Raw genomic sequence first — 20,369 nt, 5'->3', positions numbered from 1 at the left:
ATTATTCTTTTAAGGTTGCCCAGAGCGGTAATGGAAACAAAGAGTTGATGGGATAAGGGCAATCCTGACTTTTACGGCGTTGCTGCGCGATCTTATCCTTCGCATACTCTTTCTGTTTAGAGGGCTTAAGCCAGGCAGGCAGTTTTTTAAATCTTTCAATCATCGGCCCAGGTTCTGGATCGGCCCAGGTTTTCATTAATGTCGATACTGGCAACGGGTTATCTTCCGTATTCGCAATCCGCTCAAGAAATTCATCCACGCTCTGATAGGTGAACAGCGAAACGTCAGCAAGATCGCTGTATTGAGCGGCAAGATATAGTTTATGACGAATAATGCCTGACACGAGTTGGTTGTAATCGCGAGATATAAGCCTGAATCTAAACTGGCTCAGGGGGACGCTCCCCCAATAGCGATCTCCCACGCCGATTTCATAGCGCAGGTCGAAATCCAGCACAGCGGCGATCAATTGCGGTACACGTTCGATTTTTTTTAACAACCCGGTATTCACAGTCATATACCAGTCGCTAAGCGAATCTATCACGCTGGCAAAATTTTGATTTTCGGGCTGTCCTGAGAATCTAACGGCCGGAGAGTGATTAAATGCGTTGAGGATTTCCGATTTAACTCCCGCCATGACACTCTCGATCTGCCCAAGATTGACCAGGTTGTCCAGTTGGGTAACATCAAAACTGAGTGTTAACGTTTGTCGATCTCGTGTCGTGGTACACATATCCCTGAAGAGCGTTGCGGGTTCATACCTCAACGGCTGGTCGGGGTGATGCCAGGTAAGATATTCAAATGCGCCACGTAAATAACGACCAATATCCGTGGCCAACTGCCCCTTAACCTCTAAAGTTAATTCTTCCCCTTTAACCGGGTTGCCATTTTCTTCAAGAAGATCAACTAACGCATCCAGCGTCAGGTCATCCGCATGCAAAGGGCTGGTATTGAAGGGCATCCTGAATGGCCCGGCATGTAAACGTTGATACGTTTTAACAACCCGTTCATTAACGGACAACGATTCTAACCCGCGAAGCGACTGAAACACCCTGACAGGATCGCGTAAAATCATATACATGGCGTAATAAGAATAAGGGCAACGTCCCTGGTCGGCCTTGAACGCAATTCCTTTCTCCTCAATGGCATGCAGAAGTGACTTTCTCCAGATGCTCGGATGCTGAAACAGCATTTCCAGGATGTCATTGCTGCCTTTGCCCTGATCCAGCCGTTTCAGAACATCACCACAGACGTCCTTACATTTTAGCGCCTCATGGACAAGCATCATTCGGTTGCGGAAGTTTTGTGCATCGGCAAAGAGATACTGTTGCCGCGAAAAGATCGCTAACAAAAGCACCTGTTCCCAGGCCATTTTATGGATGTTCTGGATGCTTTTGTTCAGTGCTTTGACATCGATGCCAGGAATTTTTTTGTATCGCTGATTCTGATTAATTTTTTATCCCCTTAGTTTTCGCTATCCCCCGAAAACCCCATCCAAAAATCATACCATTTTAACTTATTAAAATAGAAAATTTTCAATAAAAACCTCTCCATAAACTAAAAAGGGTAATGAAAAAGGCAAATATTTTAAAAACAATACCCAGATACACCAAAAAAAACATTAAATATGACGCAAGTCATTGATATTGACTACATTTTTAACTTTATGTAATCTCTTTTTGGTTGATGGATGGATAACCTTATACGTGAACCTCAACATATCGATAAGATCGGCAAGCCAGGAGAAAAACGATGCCAGTATCAGCAAAAACAACGATTGATAACGGGGGTAACTACGTCACCGTAGTGCCGCAGACAGAGTACGAAGTTCATCTTTTAAACCGCCAGTTAAAGCGGATACAGGCGATCGTACCTGAGCAGAAGCATCGTATAACCCCTACCAAGCTGGCAAAACAGCTCGTGCTGGAAAAAGCGCAGGAGGATGCAAAATGTTAAAAGCCGCCTATCAGGAACGGTTTATCGTAGGCCAGCCCGTTACCTTTAAACCGAACACTCAGCAGAAAAAAATGTTGATCCAGGCCGCAACAAACAAAGGGCAATCTGTTGGCGATTATGCCAATAGGGCATTAACTGAAAACCTCAAGGAAGAGGATAACCCGCACAAATGACAAGAGATGCCGGGGGGCTAATCCGCCCCCAGCATTGCGTTAAATCGCCACCAGCCCCCTCACCCCCTGGGCCTCCATCTCATCACCACGTCCGCGCTGGATAATCGCTCCGCGCGACATCACCAGGTAATTGTCCGCAAGTTCCGCGGCGAAGTCGTAGAACTGTTCCACCAGCAAAATAGCCATATCACCACGATTAGCCAGGCTTCTGATCACTGCGCCAATCTCTTTGATCACTGAAGGCTGAATCCCTTCCGTCGGTTCATCAAGAATCAGCAGTTCAGGCCGACAGGCCAGCGCGCGGCCGATTGCCAGTTGCTGCTGTTGCCCGCCGGAGAGATCGCCGCCGCGGCGCTGTTTCATCTCTCGCAGCACCGGAAAGAGTTGATAAATCTCTTCCGGTACGGCTTTAGCATCCCGACCAGAAAAGCGCGCCAGGCCCATTAACAGGTTTTCTTCCACCGTCAGGCGCGGGAAAATCTCGCGCCCTTGCGGTACGTAAGCAATTCCCTGCTGGACGCGCTGGTGCGGCTTTGCGCCATTGATAACGCGCCCTTTCCACTGAATGGTGCCCGATTTCGCCGGGATCACCCCCATCAGACACTTTAGCAGCGTGGTTTTCCCGACGCCGTTACGCCCCAATAAACAGGTAATTTCTCCCGGGGTAGTGTCGAAGGATAAGCCACGTAGAATGTGGCTACCGCCGTAATACTGATTGAGATCCTGAACCTGCAACATATTAGCGCCCCAGATAAACGTCGATGACCTGCTCGTTTGCCTGTACATCGCGCAACGAGCCTTCTGCCAGTACCTGCCCCTGATGCAGCACCGTGACATGGTCAGCGATGCTCTCCACGAAGCCCATATCATGTTCCACCACCATCAGGGAGTGCTTCCCCGCAAGGCGACGAAACAGTTCGGCGATATAGTCTGTCTCCGCATCCGTCAGCCCGGCCGCAGGTTCATCCAGCAACAGCAGATGCGGCTCCTGCACCAGTAGCATGCCAATTTCCAGAAACTGTTTTTGCCCGTGCGACAATAACCCCGCCGATCGCTTACTGAACTCCGTCAGCCGCAGTAATTGCAGCACCTCGCTGATGCGATCCCGCTGTTCGCCGTTCAGCTTCGCCCGCAGGCTGTGCCACACGGATTTATCGCACTTCTGTGCAATTTCCAGATTTTCCACCACCGTCAATGCCTCAAACACCGTCGGTTTCTGAAACTTACGGCCAATACCCGCGCGGGCGATCTCAACGGGTGAAAGCGTGCGCAGGTCGATATCCTGGTCGTAGAAAATTCGGCCATTATCTGGCTGGGTTTTACCGGTGATCACATCCATCAGCGTGGTTTTCCCGGCACCGTTGGGGCCAATCACGCAGCGCAGTTCCCCCACGCCAATCGAGAGAGAAAGATCGGTCAGCGCGCGAAAACCATCGAACGTCACATTGATCTTTTCCAGTTGCAGCACCGGGTCGGTTTTGCCGCGATAGCGATCCTGCGGCAGCGGCTGGGTAAAGAGGGAATCAGTCATGCTTCCTCCGTTTGAGCAGGCCAATTACGCCGCGCGGTAAAAAGAGCGTCACCAGAATAAACATCAGCCCCAGGAAAAAGAGCCAGTAGTCCGGGAAGGCAACGGTAAACCAGCTTTTAGCGCCGTTAACAATACCAGCCCCGAGTACCGGGCCAATCAGCGAACCGCGCCCGCCAAGCGCCACCCAAATTGCCGCCTCAATGGAGTTAGTTGGCGACATTTCGCTGGGGTTGATAATACCGACCTGCGGCACGTAGAGGGCGCCTGCCAGTCCGCACAGCACCGCCGAGAGCGTCCAGACAAACAGTTTGAAACCACGCGGATCGTAGCCGCAGAACATCAGGCGATTTTCCGCATCGCGCACGCCAGTCAATACGCGGCCAAATTTACTGCGCGTCAGCGCCACGCCAGTCGCCAGCGCCGCAACCAGCAGTAACACCGTCGCGATAAACAGCGCGATACGTGTGCCCGTCGCCGAGACCGGAAAGCCCAACAGGGTGGTGAAACCAGTAAAACCGTTATTGCCGCCAAAACCCGTTTCGTTACGGAAAAACAGCAACATACCGGCGTATGTCAATGCCTGGGTCATGATTGAGAAGTAGACATCTTTGATGCGCGAGCGAAAGGCAAAATAGCCGAACAGCAGCGCCAGCAGGCCCGGCACAAGAATAATGAGGCACAACGTCCAGGCGAAGTGCTGCGTTCCGGCCCAAAACCACGGCAGTTCCGTCCACGAAAGGAACGACATAAAGGCCGGCAGACCGTCGCCGGATGCCTGACGCATCAGGTACATTCCCATCGCATAACCGCCAAGGGCAAAGAACAACCCATGTCCGAGCGACAGCAACCCCGCATAGCCCCACACCAGATCCAGCGCGACGGCCATTACCGCATAGCAGAGGATTTTCCCCACCAGCGTCAGGGTATAGGTTGAAATCGCCAGCGGATGACCGGCAGGCAGCAACGCGAGAAACGGCAGGGTAAGCAGCGCGACGATAATCAGTGCCGCTAAAGCTCCCGACGCACGCGGTGCGCGGCGAGCTAATGTCAGTGTTATTGGCTGGCTCATCAGTCAATCACCCTCCCTTTGAAGGCAAACAGTCCTTGCGGACGCTTCTGGATAAACAGCACAATCATCACCAGGATGGCGATTTTACCCAGCACCGCGCCAAGCTGCGGTTCAAGAAACTTATTGAGGACGCCCAGCCCCAGCGCGGCGACCACGGTGCCAGCCAGTTGCCCAACACCGCCGGTAACGACCACCAGGAACGAGTCGATAATGTATCCCTGCCCCAGTTCCGGCCCCACATTCCCCAACTGCGACAGCGCCACACCGCCCAACCCGGCGATGCCTGAACCGAGCCCAAACGCCAGCATATCCACGCGCCCGGTCGGTACACCGCAGCAATCAGCCATACGCCGGTTCTGCGTAACGGCGCGCACATTCATTCCAAGACGCGTTTTATTGAGCAGCAGCCAGGTGAGCGCCAGCACGCCCGCAACAAAAATAATCACCGCAATACGGTTGTACGGCAGCACCAGATTGGGCAGTACATTCCAGCCACCCGAAAGCCACGCCGGGTTTGCCACTTCCAGGTTCTGGGTACCAAAGGTTACGCGCACCAGTTGGATCAGCATCAGGCTGATCCCCCACGTCGCCAGCAATGTTTCCAGCGGTCGGCCGTAAAGATGGCGTATAATCGTGCGCTCCAGCAGCATGCCCGCCACCGCGGTGATGGCAAAGGCCAGCGGCAGCGCCGCCAGCGGGTAAAATGCCAGCCAGTCCGGCGCGTAGCGCACAAAGAGATCCTGCACAAGCCAGGTGGCATAAGCCCCCAGCATCAACATTTCACCATGCGCCATATTGATGACGCCCAGCAGACCGTATGTAATTGCCAGCCCCAGCGCCGCCAGCAGCAGGATTGAACCTAACGATATGCCGCTGAATGCCAGCCCCAGCCATTCCCCCCATTTCAGACGCTGCTGGATCTGCTTCAGACTGTCGGCGGCGGCATCACGCACTTTCGCATCAGGTTCGTTTTCCGGTTGAGTGAGTCGACTCAGACTCGCCTGCACCTGTGGGTCGCTGGACTCACCCAGTAATGCCACGGCCTGCAGGCGCGTTTCCGGGCGGGAGTCGGTCAACTGCAACCCGGCGACCGCAAGCGCTAACGCCTGATGTACTGCGTCATCTTTTTCCTCTGCCAGACGCTGGCTGAGGAACGGTAACTGATCTGCCTGAGCGCTGTTCTGTAACGCCTGCGCCGCGCGCAAGCGAACGCTATCGTCGGGGTTGACCAGTTGATGCGCCGACAGCGCGCTCGCCACCATCCCGCGCAGGCGATTGTTCATAAAAACTTTTTTGGTTACGCCTGCCGGTATTGCATTACCTTCCAGCGGCATAAGTTTGCCCTGTTGCAGTGAAAAGAGCTGCCCCTGCGTATCCACAACCACCGTTTCACGACTCAGCGCCTGTAAGAGTGTCAGGCGGGAAGGATCAGGCGTTTGCGCCCACTGTTGTAGCAGTTGCGCCTGTTGGCTGCGGTTTGCCTTACCATAATCCCCGGCAGGACTGGCCAGCGCGGATGTCGCCATCAGCAGACAGCTAATAAAAAGAGAGCCTAATATTTTCATCGTGTCGGTGTCTTCTTCTGTGGCCCGACAACGCCGGGCCTGTCAACCGTTGGCAGCGGCGCAGACCGCCTCTGCCGCTGCGATTATTGACCGCCCGTCTTCACCGGACTTTCCGATTTTTTGTCATTCCCCGGAATGTACGGGCTCCACGGCTGGGCGCGAACCGGTTGTTCGGTCTGCCATACCACGTTGAACTGGCCGTTATCCTCGATTTCGCCAATCATCACCGGTTTGTGCAGATGGTGGTTGGTGGCGTCCATGGTGAGGGTGAAGCCACCCGGTGCGGCATAAGACTGGTTAGCCATCGCCTCGCGCACTTTATCCACATCGGTGGTACCCGCTTTTTCCACCGCCTGCGCCCACATATGAATACCGACATAAGTGGCTTCCATGGGGTCGTTGGTCACGACGGTATCGGCGTTCGGTAATTTATGCGCTTTGGCATAAGCACGATAATCCGCCACAAATTTCGTATTCACCGGGTTGCTGACGGACTCGAAGTAGTTCCACGCCGCCAGATGCCCAACCAGCGGTTTAGTATCGATGCCGCGCAATTCTTCTTCGCCGACGGAGAAGGCAACAACGGGAACATCGGTGGATTTAATCCCCTGGTTGGCCAGTTCTTTATAGAACGGGACGTTGGAATCACCGTTAATGGTGGAGATCACCGCGGTTTTACCGCCAGCGGAGAATTTCTTGATATTGGATACGATGGTTTGATAGTCGCTGTAGCCAAACGGCGTATAAACTTCTTCAATGTCTTTATCCTGCACACCTTTTGTATGCAGGAAGGCGCGCAGGATCTTGTTAGTGGTGCGCGGGTAGACATAGTCAGTGCCGAGCAGGAAGAAGCGTTTCGCGCTTCCGCCGTCTTCGCTCATCATATATTCCACCGCCGGAATCGCCTGCTGGTTCGGCGCCGCACCGGTATAGAAGACGTTAGGCGACATCTCTTCGCCTTCGTACTGCACCGGGTAGAACAGCAGGCCGTTTAGTTCTTCAAATACCGGCAGCACCGATTTACGCGAGACCGACGTCCAGCAGCCAAATACCACGGCGGCTTTATCCTGGCTCAGTAGCTGGCGGGCTTTCTCGGCGAATAACGGCCAGTTGGATGCCGGGTCGACTACCACGGGTTCCAGTTTTTTCCCCAGCACGCCGCCTTTGGCGTTGATCTCATCAATGGTCATCAGCGCCATATCCTTCAGCGGCGTCTCGGAGATGGCCATCGTGCCGGAGAGTGAATGCATGATGCCGACTTTAATGGTGTCTGCTGCGTATGCCTGTAACGAATAGCCCATGCTCAAAAAAGTGGCTGAGAGGGCAAAAGCTTTCAGTAAAGAACGTCTTTTCATCATTAAACCCCTAAGTAGTATTGATTTCTCCGCTGTCGCGGAGCGGGAACGATCTACAACCTGGCCTGCTGCAACCGGTGCAGGGTGATTTTCCTGACCTCGGCTTTACTCTGTGAAATGTGTTCGGTCAGCAGGCGTTGCGCCTCCTCACTCTGCTGACCCAGCACCGCCTGCAAAATGCGGGCATGCTCCTGATACGTGGCATCCACCCGGTCTTCCCGGGTGAAATCGAGATGGCGGATAATGCGGATCTTTTCCGTCAGTTCGATATGCACCCGTACCATTTCGTCATTACCACTGGCGCGCACCAGAGTGGTGTGGAATGCTTCGTCATGACGCGAAAGCGTCTTACCCGGCGCCATACGCGGCGCATCAATCCAGAAGTTCACCAGCGGTGACAGATGAGCCTGGCAGGCGTTGTGTGCCATGGCACACAGACGCTTCACCGCTTCACACTCCAGTACGATGCGAAAGTCATACAGTGCTTCGAACCAGGCAAAATCAAACGGTTTGACCTGCCAGCCGCTGCGGCTGTAAACCTGCACGTAGCCCTCCTGTTCAAGGCGAAACAGTGCCTGCCGTACCGGCGTGCGGCTGGCGGCCATCCGCTCTGAAATCTCGCTCTCACTGAAGTGCTCGCCGGGCATCAGACGAAAATCGAAGATATCGTTTTTCAGCGCATGGTAAATTCGCTCGCCAAGTCCGGGGCTCCGTTTGCTGTTCTCCATCCCCCCTCCTTACTCCAGCCAGAGCAGTGCGTCGCCGGGGCTCACCGGATGTCCCGGCTGGCAACCAACACGTTTAACCCTGCCGGATTGCGGCGCGTGGATAGCCAGCTCCATCTTCATCGCCTCGACGATAATGAGCGGCTGGCCCTCCTTCACCACATCCCCCGGTTTGACCAGTACTTTCCAGATGTTGCCGCTCATATCGCCAGTGACGGCAAGCGCCTGTTCGCAGCCCTCGTCCACCGCGGGCTGCAACGGGCGTGAGACCTCAACGTTCTGTTCTTCGTGCTGCCAGCGCGCCACTTCACTTTCAAACGCTCGCGCCTGTTGCTCGCGGAAATGACGGATCGCATCGGCGTTGTCATCAAGGAAGCGCAGATGTGCGGCAAAATCGAACACGCTCTCTTCAATGCGCACGCAGGCGCGCCCTTCGCGGAAATCGTCGCGCAACGCATCCAGCTCGGCTTCGCTCACCGGATAGAACCGCACCTGATCGAAGAAGCGCAGCAGCCAGGGTTCACCCTCTGCAAACTGTGGGTTTTTAAGGAATTTGTTCCAGATGGGCAAGGTGCGCCCGACCAGTTGATAGCCGCCGGGAGAGTCCATACCGTAGATACACATATACATGCCGCCAATCCCCACGGTACCTTCTGCGGTGAAGGTACGCGCCGGGTTGTATTTCGAACTAAGCAGGCGGTGACGCGGGTCAATCGGCACTGCGCACGGGGCGCCAAGATAGACGTCGCCCAGTCCGAGGATCAGATAGCTGGCGTCAAAGAGGGTATCGCGCACCGCATCCCGGCTCGCCAGCCCATTGATACGCTGAATAAAATCAACGTTATTGGGCAGCCACGGCGCGCTGGCGCGCACCGTGTCCTGATAACGGCTGACCGCGTCCAGCGTAGCGCTATCCTCAAAGGCCATCGGCAGCCAGACGATACGCGACGGCACAGTCATGTTGCTAACATCGCCGATGTGCGACTCCTGTTCCAGCAGCAGCGCCACCAGCGCCTGCTGGCTGAGAACAAGGCTATCGTAGCGAACCTGCAGCGAGCGCACGCCGGGTGACAGCTCTTTAATGCCCGGATGCGCCTGCGCATTGAGCCGGGCCATCAGCAGATGCACGCGCAGACGCAGCGCCAGATCGAGCACATTGTCGCCATACTCAATCAGGATGTAGTTATCCCCTGCCTGACGGTAAACGATGGCAGGAGTGCTGTGCGTGGCGGGCAGCGATACCAGCGCCGCCGCCGAGACGCCATCGCGCCCGGCGAGGGACGGTACGTTAAACGTCGGCAGATGTGCGCCCTGTAGCGTATCGATAACCCGATCCATGGCTTTTTCCCGCGCCACAGCCTCTTCAACGCTGATGGGGTAAAACCGAATGCGATCGCCCGGTTTCACCTGCCCCACTTTCCACAGTTCGGCTTTGGCGATGGTGACGGGGCAGACAAATCCGCCGAGGCTTGGGCCATCGCGGGTGAGGATCACCGGGAAGTCTCCGGTGAAATTAATCGCGCCGATGGCATATTCACAGTCATGCACGTTGGACGGATGCAACCCTGCCTCACCACCATCCGGGCGCGTCCACTCGGGTTTTGGGCCGACCAGCCGGACACCGAGACGGTTGGAGTTGTAGTGCACCTGCCAGTCGCTGGCGAAAAAGGTATCAATTGATTTCTGGCTGAAGAAATCCGGCGCGCCGTGCGGGCCATAAAGCACGCCGATACGCCATGTTTCGCCGTACTCCGGCACCAGCGATGCCGTAAGCGGCTGCGGTTCACTGACCGGCGCGGGCGTGGTACAGGCGGCAAGCTCAGGGCGAGAAACAGGCAGCAGATCCGCCATCTTCAGTGTGCGTCCGGCGTGGCCGCCAAACTGACCCAGCGCGAAAGTCGAGCGGCTGCCGAGATACTCCGGCACATCAAAACCATTGCGAACCGCCAGATAGGCCCGACATCCGGTTTTCGCGCGCCCAAGCGTCAGCGTCTGGCTGCGTTTCACGCGGATCGGCTGCCACAGCGCTACCGGTTGATCATCCAGCGTGGCCTGACAATCCGCCCCCGTCAGGGCGATAACCGCGTCGGTATGAAAGCGCAACACCGGCCCCTGTAGCGTAAATTCCAGCCCGGCGGCAGTGTGATGGTTGCCGACAATGCGGTTCGCCAGCCGGAAGGCGTAATCATCCATTGGCCCTGACGGCGGCACGCCAATATCCCAGTAACCCAGCCGCCCCGGATAATCCTGAATGCTACTCCAGGTGCCCGGTTGCAGAACTTCAATTACCGGCGATTGCGCCTCCACGCTATCAAGCCAGCGCGTCCAGACGTTTCCTTCGCTGAACGCCGCGCTGGAGGTGATTTGACGCAGGTAGTCGAGGTTAGTGGTAATACCGTGCAAACGCGTGGCATTCAGCGCCTGCGCCAGTTTAGCCAGCGCTGCCTCGCGGGTATCGGCATGAACAATCAGTTTGGCGATCATCGGGTCATAAAACGCAGAGACTTCGCTGCCCGTCGCCACGCCGCTATCAATGCGCACGCCTTGCGGGAAAGCGACTTCCGTCAGTACGCCGGGGCTGGGCTGGAAGTTCTTTAGCGGATTTTCCGCATAGATACGCACTTCTATCGCCGCCCCCTGCGGCGGCTGCGCCAGACGCGTCCAGTCAATACATTCATCAGCGGCAACCCGCAGCATGCATTCAACCAGATCCAGCCCGCTCACGCACTCCGTCACCGGATGCTCCACCTGTAAACGGGTGTTCACTTCCAGAAAGTAGAACGCGTCCTGATCCGCGTCGTAGATAAACTCCACCGTTCCGGCGCTGCGGTAGTTCACCAGCTTGCCGAGCTCAACGGCAGCATTCAGTAATGCCGCGCGTGTGGCCGCCGGTAAATTGGGCGCAGGCGTCTCCTCCACCACTTTCTGATTGCGGCGCTGAAGAGAGCAGTCACGCTCGCCGAGTGCGACAACGTTACCTTTACCGTCGCCAAAAAGCTGCACTTCAATATGGCGGGCACGGTCGATACAGCGCTCAATAAATACCCCCGCATCGCTGAAGAACTGTTCGCCAAGGCGGCGCACGCTCTCCCACGCCTGCTGTAATGCTTCACTGTCGGCGCAGCGCGTCAGGCCGATCCCCCCACCGCCCGCCGTGCTTTTTAGCATGACCGGATAGCCAATTTTCTGCGCGGCGCTTAGCGCCTCATCAAGAGAGTTCAGCAGCCCGGTGCCCGGCGTCATGGGTACGCCTGCCTGGGCGGCAAGTTCGCGCGCCCGGTGCTTTAAGCCAAATTCACCAATCTGCTGCGCCGTCGGGCCGACAAAAACAATGCCTGCCTGTTCGCAGGCATCGGCAAAGGCAAGACTTTCCGAGAGAAAACCGTAGCCAGGCCAGATGGCCTGTGCCCCGCTTTCCCGCGCGGCGGCAATGATCTTGTCGATACGCAAATAGCTGTCGCTGGCTTTCTCTCCGCCCAGCGGCCACGTAATATCCGCCTGTTTGACGTGCTCCGCATTTTTATCGGCATCGGAATAGACCGCGACGCTGGTGATACCGAGACGTTTTAGTGTGCGAATGGCACGGCAGGTGATTTCACCCCGGTTAGCAATCAGAACCGTGTTAAACATGATGCGTCTCCTTGCGGCCAACCCAGTGGCGCCAGCCTTTAAATTCAGTGATATCGGTGGCATCGTTGAGCGCCGCCGGTTCGCAGATAAACCCTTTAACCCAACGCCCGTCAGCCAGTTCCAGCGAGCCTATCCCCAGCGGGGAGGGAATTTCGGCGACAAATTCTCCAAAGCGTGCCCGCGGGATATCCCAAAGCTCGACCTCAATGGCCGCGCCGTCCCCGTCACGAAAGAGGCCAGGCTTTGGCGGGCGGGTATTCGCCAGCGCATACAGGCGGTAGCTGGCCGCGGTTTCCGTCGCCTCGGCAAAAACGGCGTTCCGTTGCGTTAGCTGGAAGTTGAGCGGCATGCCGCGCAGGTGTGCCCCTACCACAGCGATACGGACGTGATGTTCTGAACCCGGTAATGTGGGCGGTATCGCCGGAAATGCGTGCCCGGTAGCGCCTGTCGGTAACGCCAGTTGCTGCTGCCAGCGGCGACCAAATACCGCTAAAGCGCGGTCATGCCATGCTGGCGCAAGCAGCGTAATCCCGGCGGGCAGGCCGTCAGCGCGGAACGGGGCAGGAAGCGCCAGCGCACTGAGATCCGCGAGATTCGTAAAATTGGTGTAAGTGCCAAACTCTGAGTTAAAGCGAATGGGTTCACGCGCCATCTCATCGATGGTGTGGATGGTCGGTGACGTCGGCACCACCAGCGCGTCAACATCCGCCAGCGCAGTCTGGATTTTGCGCGCCAGCTCCGCACGCAGATATTCAGCGTTGAATGTTTCGACGGCGCTGTAGTTCAGCCCGGCGGCGATGATGGTGTGGACGGTGGGATCCATCTGCTCCGGATGCCGGAGCGTATCCCCCACCGCGGCTGTGCGTTCAGCCACCCATGGCCCCTGATAGAGCTGTTCTGCAAGCTGATAAAACGGGGAGAAATCGATAGGCTTTAAGGTCACGCCGCTCACGCGTAAAGCGCCAAGCGCCGCCTGCCATGCCTGCTCCGCCTCGTTGTCGCCAAAAAAGCGCAGTTCATCGGGAATGGCAAGCACCGGGCTCGCGGTGAATGCCGCTGGCGCCGTCGCCGGGTTGCTACGCGAGTAGGCATCTTCAGCATCATATCCCCCGGCAATCGTCGCCACCTGCCAGGCATCATCCACCGTCAGCGCAAACACCGAGAGGGTATCGTTCAGGCGGCAGGCCGGAAAAACGCCGGTAGCGGAAAGCCAGCCTTTGGTCGGTTTCAGCCCGACAATGTTATTAAATCCAGCGGGGACGCGGCCAGATCCTGCGGTATCCGTTCCTAACGAAAACGGCACCAGCCCGCGCGCCACCACCGATGCAGAACCAGAGCTGGAGCCGCCGCTGACATATTCCGGGTTAAAGGCATTGGCGACCGCGCCATACGGCGAACGCGTCCCCACCAGGCCGGTGGCGAACTGATCGAGATTGGTTTTCCCCAGCAGAATCGCGCCCGCTGCTTTTAGCTTTGCCACGGCGGTCGCGTCGCGTTCTGCGACCTGCGCAATCGCCGGACACCCTGCCGTGGTCGGCCAGCCTGCGGCATCCACATTGTCTTTAATGGCGAAGGGAATACCAAACAGCGGGAGAGCATCAGGCTGTTGTTGATAGCGCGGCAGCAAGGCGTCAATTTGTTCGCGAAGCGCGCTTTCGTTTGCCAGTGCAATCCACGCATTATCCGGCGCAGGCAGAGAATCAAGATGGGCTTTTAATAAAGCAAAAACGTTATCGCTATTACTTGCTATCGTCTGTTGCCATTCGGCAAGCGTTTTTCCGATCATTACTGCCATGTTGGAATCCCTGTTGGTATACAAGATGGGATTCATATAGCAACTGGCATGCCAAATAATTAACTATCTGTTTTATAAATACTTCATGGGTGAAGTCTTATTTTTATAAGAAATAGCTGCACTCTTTAAGAACATACATGTGCGATCACTGTGCAAATAATCATCAATAAAAATAATGTCTGCCAGCATCAGCAATCAGTTATTCCAATAATTATGAGGGATTATTTTTTCAGGCTATGAATGCGATCCGCTTTGAAAAAACGGCAAGAAATCACGCAAATCGCCACGGCAGGAAGGAATTTCGACTAAGGTTTTCATCAGGTTGATTGCAGCGCTCCTGCTGTTTACCGAACTGGAGAATAACCGATGAAAAAACCTGCTGCGCATCCTGTTGCGCTCCGTGCCCTGACGTTAAGCGCCGTACTGCTGGCTTTTAGCGCTCAGGCGCAGGAGGCCCGCCCTGCCTCCCCTGATATTTTGCTGGGGCCGCTGTTTAATGATGTGCAAAGCGCGAAACTTTTTGCCGATCAAAAAACCTTTGCCGATGCGGTACCCAAAAGCGACCCGCTGATGATCCTCGCCGATTACCGGATGCAAAAGAGCCAGACCAGCTTTGACCTGCGCCACTTTGTGGAGATGAATTTCACCCTGCCGACGGCTGGGGAGACTTACGTGCCGCCAAAGGGTCAGACCCTGCGTCAGCATATTGACGGCCTGTGGCCGGTGCTGACCCGCACCAGCGAAACGGCGGAGAAGTGGAGTTCCCTGCTGCCGCTGCCGAAACCGTATGTGGTGCCCGGTGGGCGTTTTCGCGAGGTTTACTACTGGGACAGCTACTTCACCATGCTCGGCCTTGCCGAAAGCGGGCACTGGGATAAAGTGTCGGACATGGTCGCCAACTTCGCCTGGGAAATCGACGCCTGGGGACATATTCCTAACGGCAACCGCAGCTACTACCTGAGCCGTTCCCAGCCGCCCTTCTTCTCGTTAATGGTAGAATTGCTCGCCACCCATGACGGCGAGGCGTTGAAAACCTACCTGCCGCAAATGGAAAAAGAGCATGCTTACTGGATGGAGGGTGCAGAGAGCCTGCAACCAGGCGACAGCAACAAACGGGTTGTGAAATTACGTGACGGCGAGCTGCTGAACCGTTACTGGGATGATAACGACACGCCGCGTCCGGAATCCTGGCTTGATGATGTGACCACCGCGAAAAGTAACCCGAACCGCCCGGCGACGGAGATCTATCGCGACTTACGCTCTGCCGCCGCCTCGGGCTGGGATTTCAGCTCCCGCTGGATGGATAACCCCCAGCAATTGGGCACCATTCGCACTACCAGTATTGTACCGGTCGATCTGAACGCGTTGATGTTTAAAATGGAAAAACTGATCGCCGAAGCCAGCAAAGCGGCGGGAGACACGGCGAAAAGCGCGCAGTATGAAACCGAGGCCAGCGCACGACAAAAAGCGATGGAGAAGTATTTGTGGAATGATAAAGAGGGCTGGTACGCCGATTACGATCTGAAATCGCATAAGGTGCGTAATCAGCTCACCGCCGCCACTCTCTTCCCGCTGTATGTGAATGCTGCTTCCCACGAACGCGCAACCAAAGTGGCAGCCGCCACCGAGAGCCGTTTGTTAAAACCGGGCGGAATTACCACCACTACCATCAACAGCGGACAGCAGTGGGATGCCCCGAACGGCTGGGCGCCATTGCAGTGGGTTGCGGTTGAAGGGCTGCAGAATTATGGACAGCAAAAAGTGGCGATGGATGTAACCTGGCGCTTCCTGAGTAACGTACAGCACACTTATGACCGCGAGAAAAAACTGGTGGAAAAATATGATATTACCTCTACCGGAACGGGCGGCGGCGGCGGAGAATATCCGTTGCAGGATGGATTTGGCTGGACCAACGGCGTCACGCTGAAGATGCTGGATTTAATCTGCCCGCAAGAGAAGCCGTGCGATACCGTGCCGGATACACCGGTGCAGGCGGCACCCTCACCCTAACCCTCTCCCCAAAGGGGCGAGGGGATGGATTGTGCACAGTTGCTAAGTTCTGTACCGGTTTTCCCCCTCACCCTAACCCTCTCCCTCAGGGAGAGGGAACCGTCCGTGCCAGTTTTGCAGACCTGCGCTGGTTTTCTACCCTCTCCCTCAGGGGGAGGGAACCGTTCGTGCCAGTGTTGCAGACCTGCGCTGGTTTTCTACCCTCTTCCTCAGGGGGAGGGAACCGTCCGTGCCAGTTTTGCAGACCTGCACTGGTTTTCTCCCTCTCCCTCAGGGGGGGAACCGTCCGTGCCAGTTTTGCAGACCTGCGCTGTTTTTCTCCCTCTCCCTCAGGGAGAGGGCGGGGTGAGGGGCAAATCCCCTCCCCTTAAAACGTATAGCTCGCCCCCACCTGTACCGTGCGGTCGCGGCCAATCCAGCAGTTGGTGCTATCGTAGCAACTCAATGTCTCTTTGTTGGTCAGGTTCTGCGCGCTGGCTTTTAGCGTTAACCCGTTCAGGCTGCTGTCGAGCGCGGACATATCGTAAGAGACCGCCATATCATATTGTGTCGTGCCGCCGAGCTTCCCTTCGTTATTTGCCGGGGAAATCTCCATCGGCCCGGTATAGCGTACTCCCGCCCCCAGGGTTACACCGCTTAAGAAGGTGCTGTCGAAGGTGTAGTCCCCCCACAGGTTAAACGCGTTTTCCGGGATTTGCGTTGGGCGTTTGCCTTGGTAGGTTTCATCTTCGGTGTTGATCGCATGGGTATAGGCGTAGTTGGCAATCAGGTTGATATTATCAGTCGGGCGGCTTATGACAGACAGTTCCGCTCCTTTCGATTCAATCTCCCCGGTCTGACGATAGTTCCAGCTCGGGTCTGCGCTTACCACATTTTTCTGCCGAATATTAAATACCGAGGCGGTAAGCGTGGTGGCGTACTCCGCCAGCAGATACTTCACCCCACCTTCAACCTGTTTACTGGTGGTCGGTTTCACCTCCTTCGCCGTCAGGTTGCCGCGCGGTGAAACGGGCAGGAACCCCTCTGAATAGCTGATAAATGGCGAGATACCATTTTCAAACGCATAGAGCGCACCCAGACGTTTGGTGACTCTGTCCTGAGAAATCCACTCTTTCTGCTGGTTGTTGAGATAATCCGTGGTGGCGGACTGATATTCGTCGTAGCGAATGCTGCCAAGAATATTCAGGCCACCGTACTCAATCTGATCCTGGAAGTAATATCCCTTCTGATTGTATGAAAGACGGTTTTTCTGCGCAGTATAGAGCCCCAGATTATCGCTGGTGATTTGTGAGTAGTCCGGGTGCAGCATATCCATACCCGGCGTGGTCGAGGCGTAGCGATAGTTGTAGTGTGAGTTCAGCTTCTGGTAATCAAACCCGGCCAGTAAATGGTGCTGCCAGTCGCCCAGGGCGAAGGTTTTGGTGACCTGGTTATCAATATTAAAACTGTGCAGATCTTCATCGGTGGTATAAGCAAAACGGTTTAACTCATACACTTCTGCATTTCCCGCGTTGCCCGTGGAATAGGCGCTGCGCTGATGGGTATCGATATCGAAATAACGCGCTTTCTGAGCAATGGCCCAGCCGCTGTCAAAGGCATGTTCGAAACTGTAGCCCACCATCCATTGCCGCTGTTCGAAACCGCTCCATTTGTCGCCAGCAAAATCGCGTTTCCCCGCGTAGCTGGAACGAAGGTAAGAGAGCGGCAACGGGTTAGACGGAGTGAGGCTCGGCGTGTTTTGCGCCAGTGCGTCGATGGTCAGACGGGTTTGACTGTCCGGCTGCCAGGTGACGCTCGGCGCGACCAGATAGTCTTCATAACGGGTGGTGTGCGGCTGATCGTCCCCTTCCCGCGCCTTCCCCAGCAGGCGATAGCTCCAGTCGCTGTCGAGAATACGCCCGGTGGAGTCGAGATACCCCTCTTTCAGATTACGCGTCCCGGTATTAAAGCCCACTTCCGTTCGCTGCCCGGTTTGCGGCTTTTTCCCCTGGATATTCACCAGCCCGCCCGGAGAACCGTTGCCGTACAACACGGATGATGGCCCTTTCAGGATATCGACACTCTCAATCAGCAGCGGGTCAATTCGCGCTTTCGTGTTGCCGTTAACGTTATAGGGCAACTGGAGGCCATTATAAAATTCGTTATCCACGGTAAAACCACGGATTTTATATTCACTCATGTAGCTGGTGCTACCACGCACTTCCGTCGAGACGCCCGGCGCATAACGCAGGATCTCATTGACTGAGGTGGCGTGGCGCTCAGTGATTTCCTTGCTGCTGATGGTGTTGATCACCTGCGGCGTTTTACTCTCCGCCACGGCGGATTTGGTGGCGCTGTTGGTCCAGGCCGGCAGTTCACTCCCCTCGCCGCCCCCCGTCACAACCATGGTGGTTTCATTTTTGTCAGCCCAGGCCTGAGTGGCGAGAGCCAGTGCGATCATTCCCGAAAGTGTGCGATAAGCGAAGCGCATGGTATTAGTCTGACCTGTTATTAGAATAGAGAACGCCAATTATTCTCATTTCTATTTATGATGCAACACTCAAATGCGCGCAGTCAGAAAAATGTCGAAGGGATCAAAGAGTAGAAAAGATAACGGCCCCGAAAGGGGCCGTTCAGATTGATTCGCTGATACTTAGTTGTTGCGTCGCAGGAAGCGGAAAATCGCCAGCACCACGATGGCACCCACGACCGCCACCAGGAAGCTATGCATATCAAAGCCCATCGCGCGATCGCCAAAGCCCAGCGTGGTTGCGATCCAGCCGCCCACCACTGCGCCGACAATCCCCAGCAGACAGGTCAGAATAAAGCCGCCGCCGTCTTTACCCGGCATAATCAGTTTGGCAATAACACCTGCAATAAGACCAAAAATAATCCAGGCAATAACACCCATTTTTACCATCCTCCAGTTAAAAAACCTCAAAAAAAGCGCCGGTATTTTGCGCCGCTAATGTTTCAAGTATAGGTAATTACTCTTAAAAATCCCGTCATCGCGCCTATATTTTATTCGCACGGTCAATGAGTTTGACCTGAACATGCTCTTTTTGCCCGTTGATTCACAGAAAAAATCGGCAAAAAAATGTTTGCCTCGCTGAAGTTTCCACAGGGCCGACCGATAACTGGGGGATGGTTTATCCTCCAGGAGAGATGTCAGATGAATCAGTACCCTTCACAGTTTCTTAAGCAAAACCCTCTTGCTGTGCAGAATATTTTGCGCGATCTGCATCGTGACGAGATACCGCTTCGCGTCTCCTGGAGCAGCGGACAGTTTATCAGCCGTATTCTTGCAGTAAGCAAGAGTGAACTGGTGCTCGATTTTGGCAGCCAGGAGTACGAGAATCGCGCGGTGCAGCGCGTGGAAAACGTAACCATTACGGCAGAAACCGCAGGCGCAAAAATGGAGTTTTCCGTGCGCCAGATAACAGCAGGTGAACATGAGAATCGCCCCGCGTTCGTGCTTCCCGTTCCTCCGACGTTATGGTTTATCCAGCGTCGGGAATATTTCCGTATTACCGCCCCACAGCATCTCCCCTATTTCGGCAAAGCGCTGCTGCCCGATAAACAGGTGCTCAGTTTTCGCCTTTTTGATCTGTCGCTGGGCGGATTGGGCGCGTTGCTGGATAGCCAGCCTGAGAAGGCGTTACAGCCTGGAATGCGTTTCTCACAGCTTGAACTGGATATGGGAGAGTGGGGAAAATTTAACTTCGATGCCCAGTTGATTGCCGTCAGCGATCGCAAAGTGGTCTCTCATAAAAATGAGACGATTACGACGCCGCGCCTGAGCCTGCGTTTTCTTAACATCAACCCGGCGGCGGAACGCTCGCTCCAGCGCATTATCTTTTCGCTGGAGCGAGAGGCGCGTGAACGCGCAAACCGGGTACGTGACTAGTTACATCGCATCCATGGCTTTTTGCATTTTCCAGATATAGCGCGGCGCCTGCGGCGCCGGGTGATTATCCACCACGTGCTCAAAGAACTCGTCTTTATCCAGTTCGTTGATTTTGCTGATCGCTTTTTTACGATCGGAAGAGAACGTGCGCAGCAGCGCCCCCGCGCCGTTAGCATAGGAGACCATCAGCGCATACTGCATTACTTCCGGATCTTTAATACCCGCCAGCGAGCCATGTTCCAGAATGCTCAGATAAGCCGCCCCCATGGAGATATTACGCTCTGGGTTTTTCAGCTCGCTGGTTGATGGCTGCCCCTTCCAGCCCATGTGGCGATACACATCCAGCCCGGAAGTTGAGGCTTTCAGTTGCATCAGCCCTACCGCATTGGATTTGCTGACCAGATTGGGATTGCCGCCAGATTCAACCGCAATGATGGCGGTGATCAGGCGTGGGCTAACGCCCCATGCTGCACCGGCTTTTTCGCTGATTGGCATCCACTGCATTGCGCGCTTAACCGGCACCTGCGGATCCCAGGGCGGGTTTTTGTAATCCTGTTTTGAACTGCATCCGGCAAGTAACACAATTAAAAAAGCAAACCATCTTAGTTTCACGCAACTATCCTTTTAAGCTCAAGTTTGTCGCCAGTAATGACAATAACGGGTTCAGGCGGCATGAT

16 protein-coding genes are annotated in these 20,369 nt (G+C 55.4%); 4 read left to right on the top strand and 12 right to left on the bottom strand.

Translation table 11 applies throughout. From position 1 onward, the window contains the following. Position 1 precedes the first annotated feature (1 nt). On the bottom strand, positions 2–1,369 hold the full coding sequence (locus tag VSR74_RS00845; RefSeq protein ID WP_347792942.1) for a hypothetical protein: 1,368 nt from the start codon (positions 1,367–1,369) through the stop codon (positions 2–4). 380 nt (positions 1,370–1,749) lie between these two features. Between VSR74_RS00845 and VSR74_RS00840 the strand changes: the two genes are divergently transcribed. Continuing rightward, on the top strand, positions 1,750–1,953 hold the full coding sequence (locus VSR74_RS00840; RefSeq protein ID WP_347792941.1) for a hypothetical protein: 204 nt from the start codon (positions 1,750–1,752) through the stop codon (positions 1,951–1,953). Further along, positions 1,947–2,126, top strand: a complete 180-nt coding sequence (locus VSR74_RS00835) for a hypothetical protein (RefSeq protein WP_347792940.1) — start codon at positions 1,947–1,949, stop codon at positions 2,124–2,126. Before VSR74_RS00840 ends, VSR74_RS00835 begins: the two co-directional genes overlap by 7 nt. Positions 2,127–2,165: 39 nt before the next feature. Here the strand turns inward: VSR74_RS00835 and urtE are convergent, their stop codons facing one another. The 8 genes from urtE to atzF all read right to left on the bottom strand — a co-directional run bounded on the left by urtE (position 2,166) and on the right by atzF (position 13,796). Further along, a complete protein-coding gene (gene urtE / locus VSR74_RS00830) occupies positions 2,166–2,864 on the bottom strand; it encodes an urea ABC transporter ATP-binding subunit UrtE (RefSeq protein WP_347792939.1) in 699 nt (232 codons plus the stop codon). Between the two features lies 1 nt (position 2,865). Continuing rightward, complete coding sequence (gene urtD / locus VSR74_RS00825; RefSeq protein WP_347792938.1) at positions 2,866–3,657, bottom strand: urea ABC transporter ATP-binding protein UrtD; 792 nt, start codon at positions 3,655–3,657, stop codon at positions 2,866–2,868. Next, positions 3,650–4,726 (bottom strand): urea ABC transporter permease subunit UrtC, encoded by a 1,077-nt coding sequence (gene urtC, locus VSR74_RS00820; protein ID WP_347792937.1) that lies wholly within the window; start codon positions 4,724–4,726, stop codon positions 3,650–3,652. Before urtC ends, urtD begins: the two co-directional genes overlap by 8 nt. Beyond that, on the bottom strand, positions 4,726–6,291 hold the full coding sequence (urtB, locus tag VSR74_RS00815) for an urea ABC transporter permease subunit UrtB (protein WP_347792936.1): 1,566 nt from the start codon (positions 6,289–6,291) through the stop codon (positions 4,726–4,728). Before urtB ends, urtC begins: the two co-directional genes overlap by 1 nt. Positions 6,292–6,374: 83 nt before the next feature. After that, on the bottom strand, positions 6,375–7,646 hold the full coding sequence (gene urtA, locus VSR74_RS00810; RefSeq protein ID WP_347794330.1) for an urea ABC transporter substrate-binding protein: 1,272 nt from the start codon (positions 7,644–7,646) through the stop codon (positions 6,375–6,377). Between the two features lie 53 nt (positions 7,647–7,699). After that, the gene (locus VSR74_RS00805; protein ID WP_347792935.1) at positions 7,700–8,374 is read right to left on the bottom strand and encodes a GntR family transcriptional regulator; all 675 of its coding nucleotides are present in this window, start codon (positions 8,372–8,374) and stop codon (positions 7,700–7,702) included. A gap of 9 nt (positions 8,375–8,383) precedes the next feature. Beyond that, complete coding sequence (gene uca, locus VSR74_RS00800) at positions 8,384–12,001, bottom strand: urea carboxylase (protein ID WP_347792934.1); 3,618 nt, start codon at positions 11,999–12,001, stop codon at positions 8,384–8,386. Further along, on the bottom strand, positions 11,994–13,796 hold the full coding sequence (atzF, locus tag VSR74_RS00795; protein ID WP_347792933.1) for an allophanate hydrolase: 1,803 nt from the start codon (positions 13,794–13,796) through the stop codon (positions 11,994–11,996). The genes uca and atzF overlap by 8 nt, the downstream gene beginning before the upstream one ends. Before the next feature lie 366 nt (positions 13,797–14,162). On the opposite strand from atzF, the gene VSR74_RS00790 reads away from it, so the two are divergent. Next, complete coding sequence (locus VSR74_RS00790; protein ID WP_347792932.1) at positions 14,163–15,806, top strand: alpha,alpha-trehalase; 1,644 nt, start codon at positions 14,163–14,165, stop codon at positions 15,804–15,806. 367 nt (positions 15,807–16,173) lie between these two features. Here the strand turns inward: VSR74_RS00790 and VSR74_RS00785 are convergent, their stop codons facing one another. Then, the gene (locus VSR74_RS00785; RefSeq protein ID WP_347792931.1) at positions 16,174–18,276 is read right to left on the bottom strand and encodes a TonB-dependent siderophore receptor; all 2,103 of its coding nucleotides are present in this window, start codon (positions 18,274–18,276) and stop codon (positions 16,174–16,176) included. A gap of 162 nt (positions 18,277–18,438) precedes the next feature. Then, positions 18,439–18,696 (bottom strand): GlsB/YeaQ/YmgE family stress response membrane protein, encoded by a 258-nt coding sequence (locus VSR74_RS00780; RefSeq protein ID WP_113857059.1) that lies wholly within the window; start codon positions 18,694–18,696, stop codon positions 18,439–18,441. 261 nt (positions 18,697–18,957) lie between these two features. On the opposite strand from VSR74_RS00780, the gene ycgR reads away from it, so the two are divergent. Next, positions 18,958–19,692, top strand: a complete 735-nt coding sequence (ycgR, locus tag VSR74_RS00775) for a flagellar brake protein YcgR (protein ID WP_347792930.1) — start codon at positions 18,958–18,960, stop codon at positions 19,690–19,692. Here ycgR and emtA read toward each other — a convergent pair whose 3' ends face one another. Next, positions 19,693–20,304, bottom strand: coding sequence for a membrane-bound lytic murein transglycosylase EmtA (gene emtA / locus VSR74_RS00770; RefSeq protein WP_347792929.1), 612 nt, complete (start codon positions 20,302–20,304; stop codon positions 19,693–19,695). It lies immediately after the preceding gene. Between the last annotated feature and the right edge of the window lie 65 nt (positions 20,305–20,369).

The organism is Pseudocitrobacter cyperus (assembly GCF_039889165.1).
In the GTDB taxonomy this organism is placed as follows: Bacteria; Pseudomonadota; Gammaproteobacteria; order Enterobacterales; family Enterobacteriaceae; genus Pseudocitrobacter; species Pseudocitrobacter cyperus.
This window is presented reverse-complemented; position numbering and strand designations above follow the sequence as displayed.

Coding starts and splice junctions, on each gene's coding strand:
- VSR74_RS00845 (WP_347792942.1), bottom strand. CDS start 1,369: ATGGCCTGGGAACAGGTGCTTTTGTTAGCGATCTTTTCGCGGCAACAG.
- VSR74_RS00840 (WP_347792941.1), top strand. CDS start 1,750: ATGCCAGTATCAGCAAAAACAACGATTGATAACGGGGGTAACTACGTC.
- VSR74_RS00835 (WP_347792940.1), top strand. CDS start 1,947: ATGTTAAAAGCCGCCTATCAGGAACGGTTTATCGTAGGCCAGCCCGTT.
- urtE (WP_347792939.1), bottom strand. CDS start 2,864: ATGTTGCAGGTTCAGGATCTCAATCAGTATTACGGCGGTAGCCACATT.
- urtD (WP_347792938.1), bottom strand. CDS start 3,657: ATGACTGATTCCCTCTTTACCCAGCCGCTGCCGCAGGATCGCTATCGC.
- urtC (WP_347792937.1), bottom strand. CDS start 4,726: ATGAGCCAGCCAATAACACTGACATTAGCTCGCCGCGCACCGCGTGCG.
- urtB (WP_347792936.1), bottom strand. CDS start 6,291: ATGAAAATATTAGGCTCTCTTTTTATTAGCTGTCTGCTGATGGCGACA.
- urtA (WP_347794330.1), bottom strand. CDS start 7,646: ATGAAAAGACGTTCTTTACTGAAAGCTTTTGCCCTCTCAGCCACTTTT.
- VSR74_RS00805 (WP_347792935.1), bottom strand. CDS start 8,374: ATGGAGAACAGCAAACGGAGCCCCGGACTTGGCGAGCGAATTTACCAT.
- uca (WP_347792934.1), bottom strand. CDS start 12,001: ATGTTTAACACGGTTCTGATTGCTAACCGGGGTGAAATCACCTGCCGT.
- atzF (WP_347792933.1), bottom strand. CDS start 13,796: ATGGCAGTAATGATCGGAAAAACGCTTGCCGAATGGCAACAGACGATA.
- VSR74_RS00790 (WP_347792932.1), top strand. CDS start 14,163: ATGAAAAAACCTGCTGCGCATCCTGTTGCGCTCCGTGCCCTGACGTTA.
- VSR74_RS00785 (WP_347792931.1), bottom strand. CDS start 18,276: ATGCGCTTCGCTTATCGCACACTTTCGGGAATGATCGCACTGGCTCTC.
- VSR74_RS00780 (WP_113857059.1), bottom strand. CDS start 18,696: ATGGGTGTTATTGCCTGGATTATTTTTGGTCTTATTGCAGGTGTTATT.
- ycgR (WP_347792930.1), top strand. CDS start 18,958: ATGAATCAGTACCCTTCACAGTTTCTTAAGCAAAACCCTCTTGCTGTG.